16 protein-coding genes and 1 other annotated feature are annotated in these 19710 nt (G+C 42.8%); of the genes, 13 read left to right on the top strand and 3 right to left on the bottom strand.

Features of this window, described 5'->3' with window-relative positions; translation table 11 throughout:
• Nucleotides 1-52 precede the first annotated feature (52 nt).
• The 6 genes from glpK to GT508_RS09355 all read left to right on the top strand — a co-directional run bounded on the left by glpK (nucleotide 53) and on the right by GT508_RS09355 (nucleotide 6976).
• Nucleotides 53-1549 (top strand): glycerol kinase GlpK, encoded by a 1497-nt coding sequence (gene glpK, locus GT508_RS09380; RefSeq protein WP_161144111.1) that lies wholly within the window; start codon nucleotides 53-55, stop codon nucleotides 1547-1549.
• A gap of 202 nt (nucleotides 1550-1751) precedes the next feature.
• The gene (locus tag GT508_RS09375) at nucleotides 1752-3188 is read left to right on the top strand and encodes an NAD(P)/FAD-dependent oxidoreductase (RefSeq protein ID WP_161144110.1); all 1437 of its coding nucleotides are present in this window, start codon (nucleotides 1752-1754) and stop codon (nucleotides 3186-3188) included.
• Between the two features lie 20 nt (nucleotides 3189-3208).
• Complete coding sequence (locus tag GT508_RS09370) at nucleotides 3209-4501, top strand: NAD(P)/FAD-dependent oxidoreductase (protein ID WP_161144109.1); 1293 nt, start codon at nucleotides 3209-3211, stop codon at nucleotides 4499-4501.
• A 3-nt stretch (nucleotides 4502-4504) separates the two neighbouring features.
• Nucleotides 4505-4879 carry a DUF1667 domain-containing protein gene (locus tag GT508_RS09365; RefSeq protein WP_161144108.1) on the top strand — a complete coding sequence of 125 codons (375 nt, stop codon included), beginning with the start codon at nucleotides 4505-4507 and terminating at the stop codon, nucleotides 4877-4879.
• A gap of 106 nt (nucleotides 4880-4985) precedes the next feature.
• Nucleotides 4986-6011, top strand: coding sequence for a transglutaminase domain-containing protein (locus tag GT508_RS09360; RefSeq protein WP_055282878.1), 1026 nt, complete (start codon nucleotides 4986-4988; stop codon nucleotides 6009-6011).
• Nucleotides 6011-6976, top strand: coding sequence for a DUF3878 family protein (locus tag GT508_RS09355; RefSeq protein ID WP_330576911.1), 966 nt, complete (start codon nucleotides 6011-6013; stop codon nucleotides 6974-6976). The genes GT508_RS09360 and GT508_RS09355 overlap by 1 nt, the downstream gene beginning before the upstream one ends.
• Nucleotides 6977-7364: 388 nt before the next feature.
• Here the strand turns inward: GT508_RS09355 and GT508_RS09350 are convergent, their stop codons facing one another.
• The 3 genes from GT508_RS09350 to hydE all read right to left on the bottom strand — a co-directional run bounded on the left by GT508_RS09350 (nucleotide 7365) and on the right by hydE (nucleotide 10273).
• Entirely contained in the window at nucleotides 7365-7859 is a 495-nt protein-coding gene (locus tag GT508_RS09350) for a GNAT family N-acetyltransferase (RefSeq protein ID WP_161144107.1), read from the bottom strand.
• Nucleotides 7860-7889: 30 nt separating this feature from the next.
• The gene (gene hydF / locus GT508_RS09345; protein WP_028088083.1) at nucleotides 7890-9122 is read right to left on the bottom strand and encodes a [FeFe] hydrogenase H-cluster maturation GTPase HydF; all 1233 of its coding nucleotides are present in this window, start codon (nucleotides 9120-9122) and stop codon (nucleotides 7890-7892) included.
• 89 nt (nucleotides 9123-9211) lie between these two features.
• Complete coding sequence (gene hydE / locus GT508_RS09340; RefSeq protein ID WP_161144106.1) at nucleotides 9212-10273, bottom strand: [FeFe] hydrogenase H-cluster radical SAM maturase HydE; 1062 nt, start codon at nucleotides 10271-10273, stop codon at nucleotides 9212-9214.
• A gap of 142 nt (nucleotides 10274-10415) precedes the next feature.
• On the opposite strand from hydE, the gene GT508_RS09335 reads away from it, so the two are divergent.
• The 7 genes from GT508_RS09335 to GT508_RS14445 all read left to right on the top strand — a co-directional run bounded on the left by GT508_RS09335 (nucleotide 10416) and on the right by GT508_RS14445 (nucleotide 19668).
• Nucleotides 10416-11261, top strand: a complete 846-nt coding sequence (locus GT508_RS09335) for a hypothetical protein (protein WP_161144105.1) — start codon at nucleotides 10416-10418, stop codon at nucleotides 11259-11261.
• 89 nt (nucleotides 11262-11350) lie between these two features.
• A complete protein-coding gene (locus GT508_RS09330; RefSeq protein WP_028087124.1) occupies nucleotides 11351-11848 on the top strand; it encodes a DNA-deoxyinosine glycosylase in 498 nt (165 codons plus the stop codon).
• A 46-nt stretch (nucleotides 11849-11894) separates the two neighbouring features.
• On the top strand, nucleotides 11895-12839 hold the full coding sequence (locus GT508_RS09325; RefSeq protein WP_161144104.1) for an AEC family transporter: 945 nt from the start codon (nucleotides 11895-11897) through the stop codon (nucleotides 12837-12839).
• 79 nt (nucleotides 12840-12918) lie between these two features.
• Nucleotides 12919-13170: a binding site (T-box leader), on the top strand.
• 65 nt (nucleotides 13171-13235) lie between these two features.
• Entirely contained in the window at nucleotides 13236-15896 is a 2661-nt protein-coding gene (locus GT508_RS09320; protein WP_161144103.1) for a valine--tRNA ligase, read from the top strand.
• A gap of 98 nt (nucleotides 15897-15994) precedes the next feature.
• A complete protein-coding gene (locus GT508_RS09315; RefSeq protein WP_161144102.1) occupies nucleotides 15995-18199 on the top strand; it encodes an LTA synthase family protein in 2205 nt (734 codons plus the stop codon).
• On the top strand, nucleotides 18186-19526 hold the full coding sequence (locus GT508_RS09310) for a bifunctional folylpolyglutamate synthase/dihydrofolate synthase (protein WP_161144101.1): 1341 nt from the start codon (nucleotides 18186-18188) through the stop codon (nucleotides 19524-19526). Before GT508_RS09315 ends, GT508_RS09310 begins: the two co-directional genes overlap by 14 nt.
• Complete coding sequence (locus tag GT508_RS14445) at nucleotides 19519-19668, top strand: hypothetical protein (RefSeq protein WP_006428236.1); 150 nt, start codon at nucleotides 19519-19521, stop codon at nucleotides 19666-19668. Before GT508_RS09310 ends, GT508_RS14445 begins: the two co-directional genes overlap by 8 nt.
• Nucleotides 19669-19710 lie beyond the last annotated feature (42 nt).

Here is a 19710-nt window from a genome sequence, read left to right as displayed (position 1 = left end):
CATGCGAAAAAGTAACAAGTAAAATGAAACGAAAAATCAGGAGGAAATGAATATGGCAAAATATGTAATGGCATTGGATGCAGGAACTACCAGTAACAGATGTATTCTGTTTAATGAGAAAGGTGAGATGTGCAGTGTGGCACAGAGAGAATTCACACAGTATTTCCCAAAACCGGGCTGGGTAGAGCATGATGCAGATGAGATCTGGGCAAGTATGCTTGGTGTTGCGGTAGAAGCAATGAATATGATTAATGCAGAGGCAGAAGATATTGCAGCGATCGGTATCACAAATCAGCGTGAAACAACAATCGTCTGGGATAAAGAAACAGGAGAACCGGTGCATCATGCGATCGTATGGCAGTGCCGCAGAACATCAGAATATTGTGATTCCTTAAAAGAAAAAGGATTAACAGATAAATTCCGTGAAAAAACCGGACTGGTCATCGATGCATATTTCTCGGGAACAAAGGTAAAATGGATCCTTGATAATGTGCCGGGAGCAAGAGAAAGAGCAGAAAGAGGAGAATTATTATTTGGAACCGTTGAGACATGGCTGATCTGGAAACTGACGAAAGGTGCAGCACATGTGACAGACTATTCGAATGCATCACGTACAATGTTATTTAACATTAATACACTGGAGTGGGATGACGAGATTCTGGAAGAACTGGATATTCCAAAATGTATGTTACCGGAACCAAAACCATCAAGCTGCATCTACGGAGAGGCAGATCCATCTTATCTCGGAGGTCCAATCCCAATCGCAGGAGCAGCAGGAGATCAGCAGTCAGCTTTATTCGGCCAGACATGTTTCAATGCAGGAGAAGCAAAGAATACATACGGAACAGGATGTTTCCTTCTGATGAATACAGGAGAAAAGCCGGTATTTTCTAAAAATGGTCTGGTTACGACCATTGCATGGGGATTAGACGGCAAAGTAAATTATGCGCTGGAAGGTTCGATCTTTGTAGCAGGAGCAGCGATCCAGTGGTTGAGAGATGAACTTCGTATTATTGATTCTGCACCGGATTCTGAATATATGGCAAAGAAAGTTAAAGATACGAATGGATGTTATGTGGTACCTGCATTTACAGGACTTGGAGCACCACACTGGGATCAGTATGCAAGAGGAACCATTGTAGGAATTACACGTGGAGTGAACAAATATCACATTATCCGTGCAACACTGGAATCACTGGCATATCAGGTAAATGATGTTCTTGTTGCAATGAAAGCAGATTCCGGAATTGATCTTGCTGCACTGAAGGTTGACGGCGGCGCAAGTGCCAACGATTTCCTGATGCAGACACAGGCAAATATCATTAACGCACCGGTAAACCGTCCGCAGTGTGTAGAGACAACGGCAATGGGAGCTGCTTATCTTGCAGGTCTTGCAGTCGGATACTGGAAAAGCAAAGAAGATGTGATCAAGAACTGGGCAATCGATCAGACATTCGAGCCTAAGATTGATGACGAGCAGAGAAGCAAGATGATCAAAGGCTGGAACAAAGCTGTAAAATATGCTTACGGCTGGGCAAAAGAAGATTAAAAACTAAATAAAGACAGGTAATAGGAGCTGTTGCTGCGGTATTGCTTTTTGGTGCTATTCCGTGGTAAAATGACAAAGAAAATAGAACAAGAGGCGTGAGAGAAGAGAGCCTGACAGGATAACCGCATATTCGTGATGCGTTTACTTGTCAGGCTCTTTTTTCAAAAAATCATACAGATATTAGATAAGGAGAGATAAAAATATGTATGATGTGATAATAATTGGAAGCGGAGTCTCAGGCTCGGCAGCAGCAAGGGAGTTGTCCCGTTATAAAGCAAAGGTATGTGTATTAGAAAAAGAAGAAGATGTCTGCTGTGGAACGTCAAAAGCCAACAGTGGAATTGTACATGCAGGATATGATGCAAAAGAAGGATCATTGATGGCAAAGTTAAATGTCCGCGGAAATGCAATGATGGAACAGTTATCGAAAGAACTGGATTTCCCATTTCAGAGAGTTGGTTCGCTGGTAATTTGTCTGAGAGAAGAAGATATGGATAAATTGCAGGCATTATACGACAGAGGAGTGGCAAATGGCGTGCCGGGACTTCAGATCCTGAACAGAGAAGAAGTGCTCGAGATGGAGCCGAATATTGTAGATAATGCATATGCAGCACTTTATGCACCATCAGCCGGAATCGTATGTCCATTTGGATTGAATATTGCGATGGCAGAAAATGCCTGTGAAAATGGTGTGGAATTCAAATTTGATACAAAAGTACAGAGATTGGAAAAAAAGGATGATATCTGGGAAATTCACACGAATCAGGGTGTATTCAAGACGAAATATGTGGTGAATGCGGCCGGTGTTTATGCAGACAAATTCCACAATATGGTCAGTGAAAAGAAGATACACATCACACCAAGAAGAGGTGATTATTGTCTGTTGGATAAAACAGCAGGCGCACATGTGAGCAAGACAATATTTGCTCTGCCAAATGAATTCGGAAAAGGAATTCTGGTTACACCGACTGCACACGGCAATCTCCTTCTTGGACCGACAGCGATCGATATAGAAGAAAAAGAAGGAACGAATACGACAAGAGAAGGACTGGATCAGGTACTTACAAAAGCAGGACAGAATGTAAAAGATATACCGATGCGTCAGGTAATTACTTCATTTGCAGGACTTCGTGCACATGAAGAAGGACATGAATTTATCATAGAAGAAGTAGAAAATGCGAAAGGATTTATTGACTGTGCAGGAATTGAATCTCCGGGACTTACCAGTAGTCCGGCAATCGGTGAGATGGTTGCGGGAATTTTGAAAGAAAAGCTTCATTTGGAAGAAAAAGAAAATTTCATTGCAACAAGAAAAGGAATCCTGGATCCAAACACTCTGACTAAAGAAGAAAGAGTGACATTGATCAAAGAGAAACCGGCATACGGTAATATTATCTGCCGATGTGAGATGATCACAGAAGGTGAGATTATCGATGCAATCCATAGACCACTTGGAGCAAAGTCATTAGACGGCGTAAAGCGCAGAACCAGAGCAGGTATGGGGCGGTGCCAGGCCGGTTTCTGTTCCCCTAGAACGATGGAGATACTGGCAAGAGAATTGGATATTCCGATATCAGAGATCACGAAATCCGGCGGAAAATCCCAAATTATCACAGGAACGAATAAGGATCAGCTGTAATAGAAAAAGGAAGATAGATTATGAAAACATACGATATAGTAATTATTGGCGGAGGCCCGGCAGGACTTGCGGCGGCCGTATCAGCAAGAGAAAATGGGATTCAGGATATTCTGATCCTGGAAAGAGATAAAGAACTGGGTGGAATTCTGAATCAGTGTATTCATAATGGTTTCGGTCTTCATACATTTAAAGAGGAACTGACAGGACCGGAATATGCCGGAAGATTCATCAAACAGGTAACGGATCTTGGAATCGAATACAAATTACATACGATGGTTATGGACATCAGCTCAGATAAAATTGTAACAGCGATGAACCGGGAAGAAGGATTATTTGAAATACAGGCAAGTGCAGTCATCCTGGCTATGGGATGCCGTGAGCGTTCCAGAGGTGCATTGAACATTCCGGGGTATCGTCCGGCAGGCATTTATTCAGCAGGAACGGCGCAGCGGCTGGTCAATATGGAAGGGTATATGCCGGGAAGAGAAGTTGTAATCTTAGGCTCTGGCGATATCGGGCTGATCATGGCAAGACGTATGACACTGGAAGGTGCAAAGGTCAAAGTTGTAGCAGAACTGATGCCATATTCCGGTGGTTTAAAGCGTAATATTGTACAGTGCCTGAATGACTATGATATTCCTTTGAAATTAAGCCACACGGTTGTAGATATCAAAGGAAAAGAAAGAGTTGAAGGAATCACACTGGCAGAAGTGGACGGTAAAGGAAAGCCGATTCCGGGAACAGAAGAAGAATACACTTGTGATACGTTATTACTTTCCTGCGGACTGATTCCGGAAAATGAGATATCCAGAGGTATGGGCGTAGATATGAATCCTGTGACATCCGGACCGAAAGTCAATGAAAGCCTGGAGACTAATATCGAAGGTGTATTTGCATGTGGAAATGTACTGCATGTACATGACCTGGTGGATTTTGTGTCGGAAGAAGCGAAGACTGCGGGAAGAAATGCAGCAGAATATGTGAAGAACTTACAGGCAGATACCGACGATAGAGATAAGCATAGTAGGGAAGAAGCAGCGGAGATTGTATTGAATCCGGTAGAAGGCGTGCGTTATACAGTTCCAAGTACCATTAATCCGGTTCATATGGATGAGAATCTTACGGTGCGCTTCCGTGTGGGCGGTGTATACAAGAACTGTTATGTAAGTGTATATTTTGATGAAGAACGTGTGATACATAAGAAACGTCCGGTTGTTGCACCGGGAGAGATGGAGCAGATTAAACTTACGAAAGAACAGCTTATGAAGTATCCGGGTCTGAAGACAATTACAGTAAAGATAGAGGAGGCGTAGAGGATGGAAACAGTAACAACGAGAGAACTGACATGTATCGGCTGTCCGATGGGCTGCCCTCTGATCGTGACAATGGAAGCCGGTGAAGTGATCAGTGTAACAGGAAATACCTGCAAACGAGGAGACGTATATGCAAGAAAAGAAGTGACTAATCCAACCAGAATCGTAACTTCTACGGTAAGAGTATCCGGCGGTGATGCGGATATGGTATCGGTGAAGACAAAGGAAGATATTCCGAAAGGAAAAATCTTTGAATGTGTGAAAGCACTGAAGAGTGTGGAAGTTCCGGCACCGGTACATATCGGAGATGTACTGGTGAAGGATGTGGCCGGTACCGGTGTGGATATTGTGGCGACGAAAAATGTAGAATCTATATAAAATTTACAACCGCTACAAAATACATAATGGATATGAAATATACAAAATATGTGAAAATTTGCTATAATGGGTTCAGATTTAAAAAGATAAAAATGGAGAGATGATCGTGGAACCATATTATTATAGCAAGATGAACAAAGTACAGCAGGCAGCCTATCATGCCATCCGGCAGGGACTACTTGAAATCTCAGATTCAATACAGATTCCAGGAATGGAGGCGGAGGAACTTTATAATGTATTCTTCCGCCTGCGTCTGGATCATCCGGAAATCTTCTGGGCAACCGGGTATAAGTACAAGTATTATCCGGATTCGCCCAATTTCATTTTTATCCCGGAATATTTATTTGATAAAAACAAAATAAAGGAACATCAAAAAGCACTGAAGTCCAGAGTAGAAAAGCTCGTAAGACCGGTAAAAGATAAATCCGAATGGGAAAAGGAAAAATATGTACATGATTTCATCTGTGCAAATGTACACTATGATAAATTAAAAAAGTCATATTCCCATGAGATCATCGGACCGCTCGGACAGGGTGTCGGGGTCTGTGAAGGGATTGCAAAATCAGTGAAAGTGCTGTGCGACGCACTCGGGATCTGGTGTATGATCGCAGTCTGCGGTAACAATCCGGAGAAAGGGATCAAATACCGCCATACTTGGAACATTGTGAGAATTGGTGGAAATTATTATCATCTGGATGCGACATTTGACAATACACTTGGAAATGACAAAAAAGAAATCCGCTACGACTATTTCAACCTGGATGATAAAAGCATTTTCAGAGATCATGAGCCGCTGATCGCTCCGGCACCAAAGTGCGAAGAAGGGGACCATTTCTATTATAAAGAGAAGAAACTGTCGTTTACAAAGACAGAAGATGTATATAGAAGAGCATTACAGACCGCAAAAAAAGGAAGAGTATTTACGTTTCACTGGCGGGGCGGTTATCTGACGAAAGCTGTTTTGGAAGAACTTCTGGAGCTGATTCAGAAAGCCGGAAAAGAAAAGCAGAAGAATGCAAGGATCAGTTTGAACTGGCCGCAGGCGGTATTGCGATTTGATTATGTAGAAGATCATGGGGAAGTGGAACCGGAAGTTGTGGTTGAAGAGGCAAATGAAGGAGAGAAAGAATAGTGGATGCATTTGTAATGTTGCAAGAGCTTCTGGAACAGGAACAGTTTGAGCTGATTTTTCCGGAGCGATCAATTTCAGGGCAACCGGATATCCGACTGGTATATCTGATGAATGATGCGGTGGAAAGCTTTCTTGTATTTCACAATGCCAGAATGACAGGGGAATACAGACCGGACTATGAAGGAGAGATATCGGCATCGATGAGTTTTGAAGATAAGGAGTACATTCTTGTGGTCCATCAGGGAGATTCAGTCGTCACGATATTTTTCGAAGATCTGCTGACAGATGTCCATCTATATAATTATGGGGAAATCGGACATTTCTGGATGAAGGATTATGAATATCTGCGGCAGCTGGAATACCGTCTGGCAATCATGAGAGACAAGTATGATTATCTGGGAGGGGAATACTGTACACCAGAGGAACGAAAGCTTGCGATGCTGGTGGATTTTCCGCCGCTTAATTACTGCTGTTATCCTGCAGTGCCGGAACAATACATCGTCCCAAGAGTAGAGCCATGGGTGCCGACAGAAGAAGCAATTGCAGTGATGGAGAAACTGGCCGCAGAGGCGGATGATAAAGGATTGCTGAAGATATTAAAGAACTACCGGAAATATCCAAAGCCATATATTGCAAAGAAAATTGCAGCAATGCTTCACCGGAATGCGCATGCAAAAGTGGTCGATCTGTTGGATGAAAAGTTGAGAAAAACAGTTTCAGGCTACAAGAAACGTTCATTTGGAGAAGAGATGGATGTAAGATGTCAGCAACTGATGCACAAGGTGGAAGAAAGAAGACAGCAATTGCAAAAGGAAGGAAAAGATTCTGTTATTTTAAGAGAAGAACCATTCGAGATTGCAAAAGACAGTATCGGTTATCAGATTCATCTGATGATCTGGGAGAAGGGAATCTTAAACAGGAAAGTGAAAATAGAGAGTTATTCGCTGGAAAAGAATAAAGAATAGCAGATGCTTGTCCGCATGCCAGTATTAAAAATGGGCATCCACACCGGATGCCCAAAAGGAAAAAAGTTATGAAAAAGAAAAATGATATATATAAACTCGGTTGTTGTCTTTTATTAAATAACCGAAGGATTTTTTAGGCGAAGCCAGATCAGATAAAAGTTGCTTCATATTTCTGATACCTGAGTGACTTCTTTGTTGTTGATGATTATATAATACATGGCAAATGTTTCTAATTTGTGTTATAAGGCTAAAGAAAATATGAAAAATCTTAAGATAATCTGTAGGAAATCTAAAGTGAGCAATAAGACTTCCGATAGAAGAGGTTGAGAAGGTGTTAGCACAGTAAAATCAAAAAAATTATCCCTGTGTAACTGCTGCTCTGCTGAGTTTATTCAGCTTTCTGATAGATCAGGCGGCTATCACCGCTTTTCAATGTAGTATGCCCACAGCATGTGAAGCCTAATTTGGCGAGCAGATGCTGCATCGGGATATTATCATCGTGTGTATCAATCTTAATATTCGGAAACTGTTCATAAGCCCAGTTCAGGCAGAAGGTGGCAATGCCTTTCGTGTCCGGTGCTGTGGCAACTCTGTGAACAACGGCATAAGGGCAGGAATTCAACCAGGAACCGTCAATATTCAGATAATCGGGATCTTCTTCCGGATGAAAATAGAATACACCGCCAATCTGTTCCCGGTCATTTGCCCGGATGATACAGACATGTAAGCAGCCGGAACGGATGTCCTGTGTAGTCAGTTCTAACGGAGGATAGTTGTCCTTCCACTGGTCAGGGTTTCCATGTTCTTTCATATATTCCCGGGCATAGGCATAGATTGCAAGGATATCCGGGAGGTCATTCATTGTCGCTTTTCTGATCTGCATAAAAATCTCCTTTATATATAAAGCGTTCGTTTATTTTCGTAATTGTGGGAATATCTCGATACTCCGTTCCAGAATTCCCTTCATGTATGCAATCGCAGTGCCATAATTTGTGATCGGGATATCTGCATCATCGGCACATTTCAGGCGGTATTTCATCTCACGCTCGTTCAGCATACATCCACCACAATGGATGATCATCTTATATCGGGTCAGATCCAGAGGAAATTCGGTTCCGCTGGTAAATTCAAAGGACACGTCTTTTCCGGTATATTCGCATACCCAGCGAGGCAGTTTGACAGTACCGATATCGTCACACTGACGATGGTGGGTGCAGCCTTCGCTGATCAGAATGGTATCTCCGTCTTCTAGAGTGTCTAATGCACGTGCGCCTCTGACAACGGTTTCCAGATTTCCCTTGTATCTTGCAAAAAGGATAGAAAATGAAGTTAAAAGGATATCAGAAGGTGTATCTTTGTCAACTTCTTTAAATGCCTGACTGTCGGTGATCACAAGCGCAGGTTTTTTGCCCAGTGAGTCCAGAGTGCTCTTAAGTTCCGTCTCTTTTACCACAATGGCAGTTGTACCGGCATCGAGAAGATCACGGATCGTCTGCTGTTGCGGAAGAATCAGTCTTCCCTTTGGTGCCGCCGAGTCGATCGGAACCACCAGCACGACAAAATCCCCGGGTTTTACAAGATCACGCACAATGAATCTGGAAGAATCCTCAGAAGGAACCAGAGATCCGAGCCGTTCCTTCAGTTCATGAATATGAAGATGTTCTGTGGTATTGGTCCACAGAATATTTTCCAGAGGAATCTTATATTTCAGGTGTGTGGATACGATCATTTCCTGGTGTACATGTTCGGATACTAGATCAGCTTTATTGAGGACGAGCAGGAGAGGGATTTTTTTATCCTGTATACGTGTAAGAATTGCATTGTCCTGTGGGGTGATTCCGGTGGTTCCATCAACTACAAGTACAGCAATATCCGTCTTGTTCAAGACCTGATAGGCTTTCTGGATACGAAGTTTTCCGAGTTCTCCTGTGTCATCGAGACCTGGAGTGTCAATCATGACAACCGGACCAAGCGGAAGTAGTTCCATGGCTTTGAACACCGGATCGGTCGTGGTTCCGCGTACATCGGATACGATTGCCAGATTCTGTCCGGTAAGTGCATTGATCAGGCTTGATTTTCCGGCATTACGTCTGCCAAAGATTCCGATATGTGTACGTTCTGAAGAGGGTGTGCTGTTTAAACTCATGATGTATTCCTCGCTTTCTGACAGCTATGTGTAAAGCTGACCATATAAAAATGTTAAAACTGTATAAATCTGCGGTATTGTTTCAATGATTAAATATTCAGGGAATCTCCACGGTCTGTTACAACCTGATATCCAACGGATTTCATCCGCATTTCTAGACAATGTCTGCACTGGGCGGATTCATCTCCGGTACAGATTTTATTATCATATAGAAGATAATCTTTCCGGACTTCCGTCGGTGAGAGATTTGGCATTACAACATTGGCTCCGGCAAGGATTCCGAGTTCACGTCCTTTCGGATGGATGGTTCCAAGTGCAGTTGTGGCCGGAAGCAGAACCTTTGGAATCATCAGACGAATCAGACCAAGCATATATAAGGTAAGCTCCAGTGTTCCCGCAGCTTCTCCGGCAAATGGGGTATCATGGTGTGGGATGAACGGACCGATTCCAATCATGTGTGGATTCAGTTCTTTCATGAAAAGCATATCTTCCGCCAGATGTTCCGGTGTCTGATAAGGCGATCCCACCATGAAGCCGCAGCCGACCTGATAACCGATGTCCTTTAAGTTACGCAGACACTGCTGTCTGTGGCCGGGACTAAGGTTTGATGGATGAAGCTGTCTGTAATGTTCGTGATTATAAGTTTCATGACGCAGAAGATAACGGTCGGCGCCTGCATCGAAGTAAGCCTGGTAACTTTCTTTTGATTTTTCACCGATGGAGAGGGTGATGGCGCAGTCGGGATATTGCTCTTTGATCATCCGAATCAGATGGATGATACGTTCATCTGTATAATATCCGTCTTCTCCACCCTGCAAGACAAAGGTACGGAAGCCAAGGTCATATCCTTCTTTACAACAATTCAGGATGTCTTCTTCTGACAGACGATACCGGTGTGCGTTTCCATTGCTTTTCCGTATGCCGCAGTAGAGACAATCATTTTTACAATAGTTGGTAAATTCGATCAGTCCGCGCACGTAGACGTCGTGTCCGTAATAGCGGTGGCGCTCTTTGCGTGCCAGGGAAAAGAGATATTCGGAAAGTTCCGGAGTGCGTCCCTCGATCAGTGTGATCCATTCTTCTTTGGTAAGTGTATGTTCCTTGTGTAATTTATCAATGAAACTTTTTTGATTTTGGTTATCTGTATTCATTTATAGTTGTCCTTTAATTGCTGGTTGTTGATAATCATCTCCATATAGTATATCATACTAATTAATAAGAGTAGACAATAAATTCATTGGAAACTTTGGAATGTAGTGTGGCAGCATAAATAAAAAGGAAAGGAAACAAATTATGGGAATCGGCAAAAGAATATTAAATGTACTGATCGGACTGTTGTTTATCATAAGTGTAACGGTATTGGGATCAAGTTTTCTGGCGAAAAAGGTATTGGTGGATGCAATCAGTCAGGCAGGAGTCGATACTGCAATTTCACACCGGATGATGGATGCTGTATTCGGTTATGCAGGAGCGGATGATACGGAATGGATCGCAAAGATACAGAACAAGATCGAGAAAAACGGAGAAGTACAGGCAATTACACAAAAGGTCATGAACGAGATAACAGAGGATCTTTCCAGCGGAAAAGCGTACAAAGACGTAGATGTAACAAAAGAACTGAATCGGATTCTGGATGACAGTATGCAGGAAATTAAGGATACGAATCCGGAATTAAATGACGATATGCTGGCAATGATGAAACAGCAGTTGAAAGAAGAACTGGTTGATGTGCAGGATGTGCTGAACAGCTATGCTTCAAACCTGTATGATAATATGAACGATACCAGTACGGTGCAGGGAAAAGTTGCAAAGCTTTATACCATATTATTGTCTATGCCGTGCCGTGTGGCAGCGGGAGCAGCAATCCTGATTCTTGCGGTTCTGACGATTCTACTGGGCTATCCAAGATACAGAGGTCTCTTTTCACTTGGTGTAGAAGGTCTGATCTGCGGTGTTGTCTTTGCGCCGGGAATCGGACTTATGGGAAATAAGGTACTCAGCTTACTGACGGACAGAATACTTGGACGTACGATTGATGTGAATTTGAAGGCATTCCTTTGGATGGGATGTATCTCTGCCGGAGCAGGAGTGGTATTCCTGCTTGCAGGGCTGATCGTGAGCTGGAAAGATGACAGATAAAAATCCAAAATTTTGAAGTATGGAATTGCATGTTATAAAAAGACATGTAAAGCTGCATTAAAGATTGAAGAATAGGAGCTGATTCAGACATGGAAACACAACATATCATCCACAATTTCGAACCAATCTACAATGAACATTCCAAAATCCTGATGCTCGGAACCATGCCGTCTCCGAAATCCCGTGAAGTCGGCTTCTACTACGGCCATCCAAGAAACAGATTCTGGAAAGTTGTATCGGATGTCTGTGGAGAAGCGTATCCGGAGACAAGAGAAGATAAGATTACATTTGCATTAAGAAATGGTATTGCAGTATGGGATGTGTTGGCGGGATGTGATATCAAAGGAGCAGATGATAGCAGTATCCGCAATCCACAGCCGAATGATATGAGCAGGATACTTGAATGTGCTGATATCAAAGCAATCTTTACGACGGGAACGAAAGCGTTCCAATTATATAAGAAGTTCTGTTATCCGAAGACTGGGATTATGGCAATCGGGTTACCATCCACCAGTCCGGCAAACTGCAGAACATCGTATGAGCAGCTCTATGAAGCATATTTTGAAATCAGAAAATATCTGGAATAAGGAGTCAGATATTTTCTGATTTCAAAGCAAGAGAGGATATAGTATAATGGACAATCTGGTGTTTAGTTTAAATGCAACAGTTCCCATTTTCTTAATGATGGTATTGGGACTGTTTTTCAATAAGATCGGGTGGATGGACGAAGAGTTTGCCAATAAGATGAACAAATTCGTCTTCCGGATACCACTGCCGGTATTATTATTCGGCGATCTGGCGGTCGTAGATATAAAGGAAGCGTGGGATACGAAATTCGTAATTTTCTGTTTTATTATTACATTGATCAGTATCACGATCGCAATTGGAATCTCCTGCCTGTTGAAAGACAGAAGCATTCGGGGAGAATTTATCCAGGCGGCTTACCGGAGCAGTGCGGCGCTTCTGGGAATCGCATTTATCCAGAATATCTATGGTAATTCCGGACAGGCACCACTTATGATCATAGGAAGTGTACCACTTTATAATATTATGGCGGTGGTTGTGCTGTCGTTTTTCAAACCGGGACAAAATGGTATGGATAAAGCACTGCTCAAGAAAACATTGACCGGTATCATTATGAATCCGATCATCATCGGTATTGCAGCAGGTCTGTTATGGTCAGCGCTGAAACTTCCGATGCCTGTGATCTTACATAAGGCGGTCAGCAGTATCGGCGGCGTAGCAACACCGATGGGACTGATGGCAATGGGAGCAACCTTTGATATTAAGAAAGCGTTTGGCAAGATCAAACCGACCGTGATCGCCGCATTTATCAAATTAGTGGGATTTGTAGCAGTGTTCATGCCGCTTGCGGTAGTAATCGGATTCCGAAGAGAGAAACTGATCGCAATCTTAGTCATGCTTGGTTCAGCAACCACGGTCAGCAGTTTTGTCATGGCTAAGAATATGGGACATGAAGGTGTCGTGTCATCAAGTGTAGTTATGCTGACGACGATGTGCAGTGCATTTACGTTAACGGGATGGCTTTTCATCATGAAATGTTTCGGTCTGGTGTAACTCCTTAAGAGTTTCTGAAAAATCCCTAAAATCCTTGACAAATGGGGATTCGATGGCTATCATATTCAGTAGTTTATACGTAAAGGCATTGATGAAGAGGAGTACACGTAAGTTCGTCCATACCAGAGAGAGTGATCCATCGGCTGAGAGACACTTAAGGAATACGAGACGTAGGAAGGTAGCTTCGGAGCCGGATGAGTGAACCTGAGACATATGATAAGACGGTAGTAGTTCATCCCGGAGTCGTTCCCGTTAAAGAATAAGATGAGATATATGGGAAAGAGTTTTCCTGTATAATGAAGGTGGTACCGCGACTACAATCGCCCTTTACGTAATGTAAAGGGTTTTTTCATGTAATAAAAAAATGTGAAAAAAGTGTGAAATGAGGAGGAAACTATGAGCGAAAACCTGGAAAAGACTTACAATCCCAAAGCGATTGAAGCAAAGTTATATGAAAAATGGTGTGATAACAAATATTTCCACGCCGAAGTTGACAGAAGTAAGAAACCATTTACCACAGTAATGCCGCCACCGAACATTACAGGTAAGCTTCACATGGGACATGCCCTTGATAATACACTGCAGGATATTCTGATCCGTTATAAGAGAATGCAGGGATACAATGCACTCTGGATTCCGGGAACAGACCATGCAGCTATCTCGACAGAAGTTAAGGTTACAAACCAGTTAAAAGAAGAAGGAATTGACAAGAAAGAATTAGGAAGAGAGAAATTCCTGGAAAGAACATGGCAGTGGAAAGAAGAATATGCCGGAACGATCGAGGGACAGCTTAAAAAATTAGGTGTATCCTGCGACTGGGACAGAGAGCGTTTTACAATGGACGAAGGATGTTCCAAGGCGGTAGAAGAAGTATTCATCAAATTATATAACGAAGGATATATTTACAAAGGTTCCAGAATCATCAACTGGTGTCCGGTATGTAAGACTTCTCTTTCTGATGCAGAGGTTGAACATGAGGAGCAGGACGGATTCTTCTGGCATATCAAGTATCCAATCGTTGGAACAGATGACTATCTGGAGATCGCAACGACACGTCCGGAGACATTGCTTGGAGATACTGCGATCGCAGTTCATCCGGATGATGAAAGATACAAAGACATCGTAGGAAAGATGTGTAAATTGCCTCTGACAGACAGAGAAATCCCAATCGTTGCCGATTACTATGTAGACAAAGAGTTCGGAACAGGTGCGGTTAAGATCACACCGGCACATGACCCGAACGACTTCGAAGTTGGAAAACGCCACAACCTGCCAGAGATTAACATCATGAACGATGATGCAACGATCAACGAGCAGTACGGTGGAAAATACGCCGGAATGGAACGCTACGAAGCAAGAAAAGCGATGGTAGCTGATCTGGAAGAGCAGGGATACCTGGTAAAAGTGGTTCCACATTCACATAATGTAGGAACACATGACCGCTGCCACACAACCGTAGAGCCAATGATCAAGCAGCAGTGGTTCGTTAAGATGGAAGACCTTGCAAAACCGGCGATTGAAGCGATCAAGAACGGCGACTTAAGATTCGTTCCGGAACGTTTCAATAAGATCTACCTGCACTGGCTTGAGAATATCCGTGACTGGTGTATTTCCCGTCAGATCTGGTGGGGACACAGAATTCCGGCTTATTACTGCGACGAGTGTGGTGAAGTAGTAGTTGGACACGGCGCACCGGAGAAATGCCCGAAATGCGGATGCACACATTTTACACAGGATGAAGATACACTGGATACATGGTTCAGTTCAGCACTGTGGCCATTCTCAACACTCGGATGGCCGGATAAGACAGAGGATCTGGATTACTTCTATCCGACAGATGTTCTGGTAACAGGCTATGATATTATCTTCTTCTGGGTAATCCGTATGGTATTCTCAGGATATGCACATACTGGAAAAGCACCGTTCCATACAGTATTTATTCATGGTCTGGTCCGTGACTCACAGGGACGCAAGATGAGTAAATCCCTTGGAAATGGTATCGATCCGTTGGAGATCATCGATCAGTATGGTGCAGATGCACTTCGTATGACATTAATGACAGGTAATGCACCTGGTAATGATATGCGTTTCTATAATGAACGTGTAGAAGCAAGCCGTAACTTTGCAAATAAAGTATGGAATGCTTCCAGATTTATTATGATGAATCTGGGCGATAAAGAACTGAAAAAACCGGCTGACTTTACTGTCCGTCCGGCTGACAGATGGATCATGTCCAAGTGCAACAACCTTGTAAAAGATGTAACAGAAAATATGGACAAGTTCGAACTTGGTATTGCACTTTCCAAGATATACGACTTCTTGTGGGATGAGTTCTGTGACTGGTACATTGAGATCGCAAAATACCGTATCTATCATGCAGAGGAAGATCCACAGGGGGCAAACGATGCATTATGGACATTAAAAGAAGTATTGAAAAAATCATTGAAACTGCTTCATCCATATATGCCGTTCGTTACAGAAGAAATATACAGCAAATTGGTACCGGAAGAAGAGTCACTGATGATGTCTGACTGGCCGGTATATGAAAAAGACTGGAACTTCCCAATTGCAGAGAACATTGTTGAACACTACAAAGAGATCATCCGCGGTATCCGTAACGTACGTGCAGAGATGAATGTTCCAAATTCAAGAAAAGCAACTGCTTATGTTGTATGTGAAGATGAACAGCTCGGATCAGGACTTGCAATGTTAAGTAATGCAGCTCAGAATATGGCAGCATTGAACAAACTGGTACTTCAGAAGACGACAGAAGGCATTGCGGAAGACGCAGTATCTATTGTAGTTCCGGATGCAACGGTATATGTTCCACTGGAAGAACTGATCGATTTTGAACAGGAGATCGAACGTCTGACAAAAGAAGAGGAAAGACTGACAAAAGAGATTGCACGTTCAAACGGAATGCTGAACAACGAAAAATTTGTAAGTAAAGCACCGGCTGCAAAGGTTCAGGAAGAAAGAGAAAAACTGGAAACTTATCAGCAGATGATGGCTCAGGTAAAAGAAAGGCTGGAAGGATTAAAAGCAAAACAGTCTTAAGAGAAGAAAGTTATAAATATTAAAACCTATAGACAACCATATATTTCCGCAGTTATCAGTAACAGGATAGCTGCGGATTAGATATCAAAGGGGATTATATGAAAAAATTTCAGTTAAAGAAACCGGATATCAAGGGAAAAATCCGCAAAATAAGAAATTTGAAGAAAGAGGATGTCATTGCATACTGGAAAGGCAGACATGAACGACGCGAGAGAATACTGGAAGCAAGACGTAACAGTGCATTTGCAAAGAAGATGCAGCCGGTCTATGCATTCATGAACCGATTCTCTTTGATATTTCATGCACTGCTTGCGTGCATCATTAACTTTACAATAGAAGCAATTTCCAGACATTCGCTCGTTGCTGCCTGGAACTATATGACAGGAACACCGTTGGTATTTTTGTACAATACGTTTATGATCTTCGTAACCTTTTCTATTGTATATCTGTTCAAGCGAAGGATATTTGTCCGTATCATTATCAGCGCATTGTGGATTATCCTCGGAATTGCCAACGGATATATTCTGCTAAAGAGGGTCACACCGTTTAATGCACAGGATCTTAAGATCGCAGGAGACGGAATCGCACTGATCAATAACTATTGTAATGGCTTTGAAGTCGTTGTGATCGCTATCGGAGCAGCTGCGCTTGTGGTCTGGCTGGTCTCGATGTGGAGACGCGGCGGACAGTATACAGGAAAGGTACACCACGTAGCATCGCTGCTGGGAATTGTTGTGTGCTGCATACTTTACACATTTGTCACGAATGCGGCAATAGACAAAAGAGTAGTATCTACGTATTTTGGAAATATTGCATTTGCCTATGAAGATTACGGTCTTCCATATTGTTTTTCGGCGAGTCTGTTCAATACCGGAATCAGTGAGCCAAACGGGTACACAAAGAAAAAAATGGCAAAGATCAATAAAAACGAAGAGCTGAATAAGAGCACAACAAGCCGTTCTTCCGATGAACTTCCGAATATTATTGTAGTACAGCTGGAGTCATATTTTGATGTGGCAAATGCAGAGTTCTTTACCACATCTGAAGATGCGTGTCCAAACCTGCATAATTTATACCAGAATTATTCATCCGGATATTTCAAGGTACCGTCGGTGGGAGCCGGTACGGCAAATACAGAGTTTGAAGTACTGACAGGAATGAATCTCCGTTACTTCGGACCGGGAGAATATCCATATAAGACATACTCGAAGAAACATCCGACAGAGAGTGCTGCAACCGCACTTGCCGCACTTGGATACGGGACACATGCATTGCATGATAATACAGGTAACTTCTATAGCCGTGCCAATGTCTTTAACAATATGGGATTTGATACATTTACCAGTAAGGAGTTCATGAATGTCCTTCAGACGACAGAGAACGGCTGGGCGAAGGATGAGATCCTGACACAGCATATCATGGAAGCCATGGATACATCAGATCAGGAAGACTTTGTATTCACTGTCAGTGTCCAGGGACATGGAAACTATCCGGAGACGCAGTTGATCGAAAATCCAAAGATCAAGGTTGAAGGAATTGAAGATGAAGCACTAAAAAATAAATGGGAATATTATGTGAATCAGGTCTATGAGATGGATCAGTTTGTTGGTGATCTGATCAAGGCAGTGGAAGCAAGAAAGGAACCATCTGTAGTTGTATTTTATGGGGATCATCTTCCAACCATGGGACTGAAAGCAGAAGACTTAAAGAGCCGTTATTTATATAATACAAATTATGTAATCTGGGATAATGTCGGACTTCAGAAACAGGACAAGAATATTCCTGCTTACCAGCTGATGTCAGAGATCCTGAACAGACTGGATATTCATTCCGGTACAGTGTTCAATTACCATCAGCAGAGAAAAGGAACGAAGAATTATCTTTCAGACCTGGAACTTTTGCAGTATGATATCCTGTATGGAAAGCAGTACGTTTATAACAATCATCCTCCGATCGCGGAAGGGCATATGGTAATGGGAATCCGTGATGTGTCATTGAGCAGTATTGTTCCGCAGCTTAGCAGCGGATATAGTCTGTACGGCGAGAACTTTACAAAATACAGCCGCATATATGTGAATGGAGAAAAGCAGAAGAGCAGTTTCCTGAATAATACACGTATTAATCTATCAGATACAGAATTGCAAGACGGAGATGTAATACAGGTCGGACAGGTTGGTTCCAGTGATACAATCTTCCGGATGTCCGATAAATATATTTATCAGAACGGACAGCTTGTAAAACAGGAAGGTACAGCAACCGATAAGAACAAATCTTGGGTGGATCAGGAATATGATGTTAAATAAAAAAGAACCAGAAGTGTTCACATATGAAGAGGCAGCCGCATATATCGAAGAAATCCCAAAATTTACAAAAAAACATACGCTGGAACACACAAAATTATTTTTAAAAAGATTAGGGAATCCGGCAGTGGACAGGAAAATCGTCCACGTTGCCGGAACCAATGGAAAAGGGTCTGTATGTGCATACTTACAGGCCATACTTATGGCAGAGGGGAAGAGAACCGGGTTCTTTACATCCCCTCATCTTGTATCTGTAAATGAAAGGATACGGATGGATAATGTACAGATAGATAATAAGACCTTTCTTGAAGTATTCCGTAAGGTTTTAAAAACAGTCCGCCGGATGGTGGAAGATGGAATCGAACATCCGTCTTATTTCGAATTCTTATTCGGAATGGGGATGACTGCATTTGCAGAAACAGATGTAGAATATATTATCCTGGAGACCGGACTGGGCGGAAGACTGGATGCAACAAATGCGGTTGAGAAGCCGGCACTGTCCATCATTACGTCTATCAGTCTGGATCATACGGCGATTCTTGGTGATACGATCAGGAAGATCGCAGTTGAAAAAGCCGGAATCATTAAGCCAAAAGTTCCGGTATTCTTTGACGGAAGTAATAAAGAAGCGGCAGAAGTAATCCGGACAAAGGGAGAAGAACTGGGCGTATATTGTAGAGAAGTCACGAATCATGCGTATGAAATCCGGGAAGTTCACCGGAAATATATTGCATTTTCCAGACGGAGTGCGTATGATAAAGATGTTATCTTTCAGGTGCCGATGTGCGGATGCTATCAGGCGATGAATGCAGAACTTGCACTGGAAGCGTCGGAATATCTGCTTGCGGGAGAAGAGATACATATGGACCGGTGGAAACAGGTACTTGCACAGCTTCACTGGGAAGGACGTATGGAACGGATTGGAGCACATATCACGGTAGACGGTGCGCATAATCCGGGTGCAATGCAGGCGTTTGTAGAAAGCGTAAAGGCACTGGATGAGTCTGAACGCGGTGAGATGATATTATTATTTTCCGCAGTATCGGATAAGAAGTACGATGAGATGATAGAATACCTGTGCGGGAATCTGGATGTGAAAGCATATATCGTCACACAGATCGAAGACGAGAGAGGTGTTCCGGGTGAGGAACTTGCAGATATCTTCCGCCGGTATACAGACAGACCGGTGTATTGTAAAGAACGATTGGAAGATGCCGTCAGAACGGCACTGGATAAACGGGGGGAGTCAGGAGAGATATACTGTCTTGGTTCATTATACCTTGTAGGGATGATAAAAAAGTTACTGGCAGGAGGTGCCATAGATGCTTGATTTTGAAGAAGAATTAAAGAAATTCCAGCCTAGTCTGGAAGTAGAGGAACTGGGAGATGCGATTTACCAGGATGATCTGACAGATATGACAGATCTTTTAAGAGAAGTGATCGAACAGACGAAGCAGGACGATCCACAGTAAACTGCGGCAAAGAAAAGCGGTTACGGTTCACAGGAAAGAATT

Origin of the sequence: Dorea sp. BIOML-A1 (assembly GCF_009875615.1) — a bacterium.
GTDB lineage: Bacteria > Bacillota > Clostridia > Lachnospirales > Lachnospiraceae > Dorea_A > Dorea_A amylophila.
The sequence above is the reverse complement of the archived record's forward strand: the minus strand, read 5'-3'. Positions and strand labels throughout refer to the sequence as shown.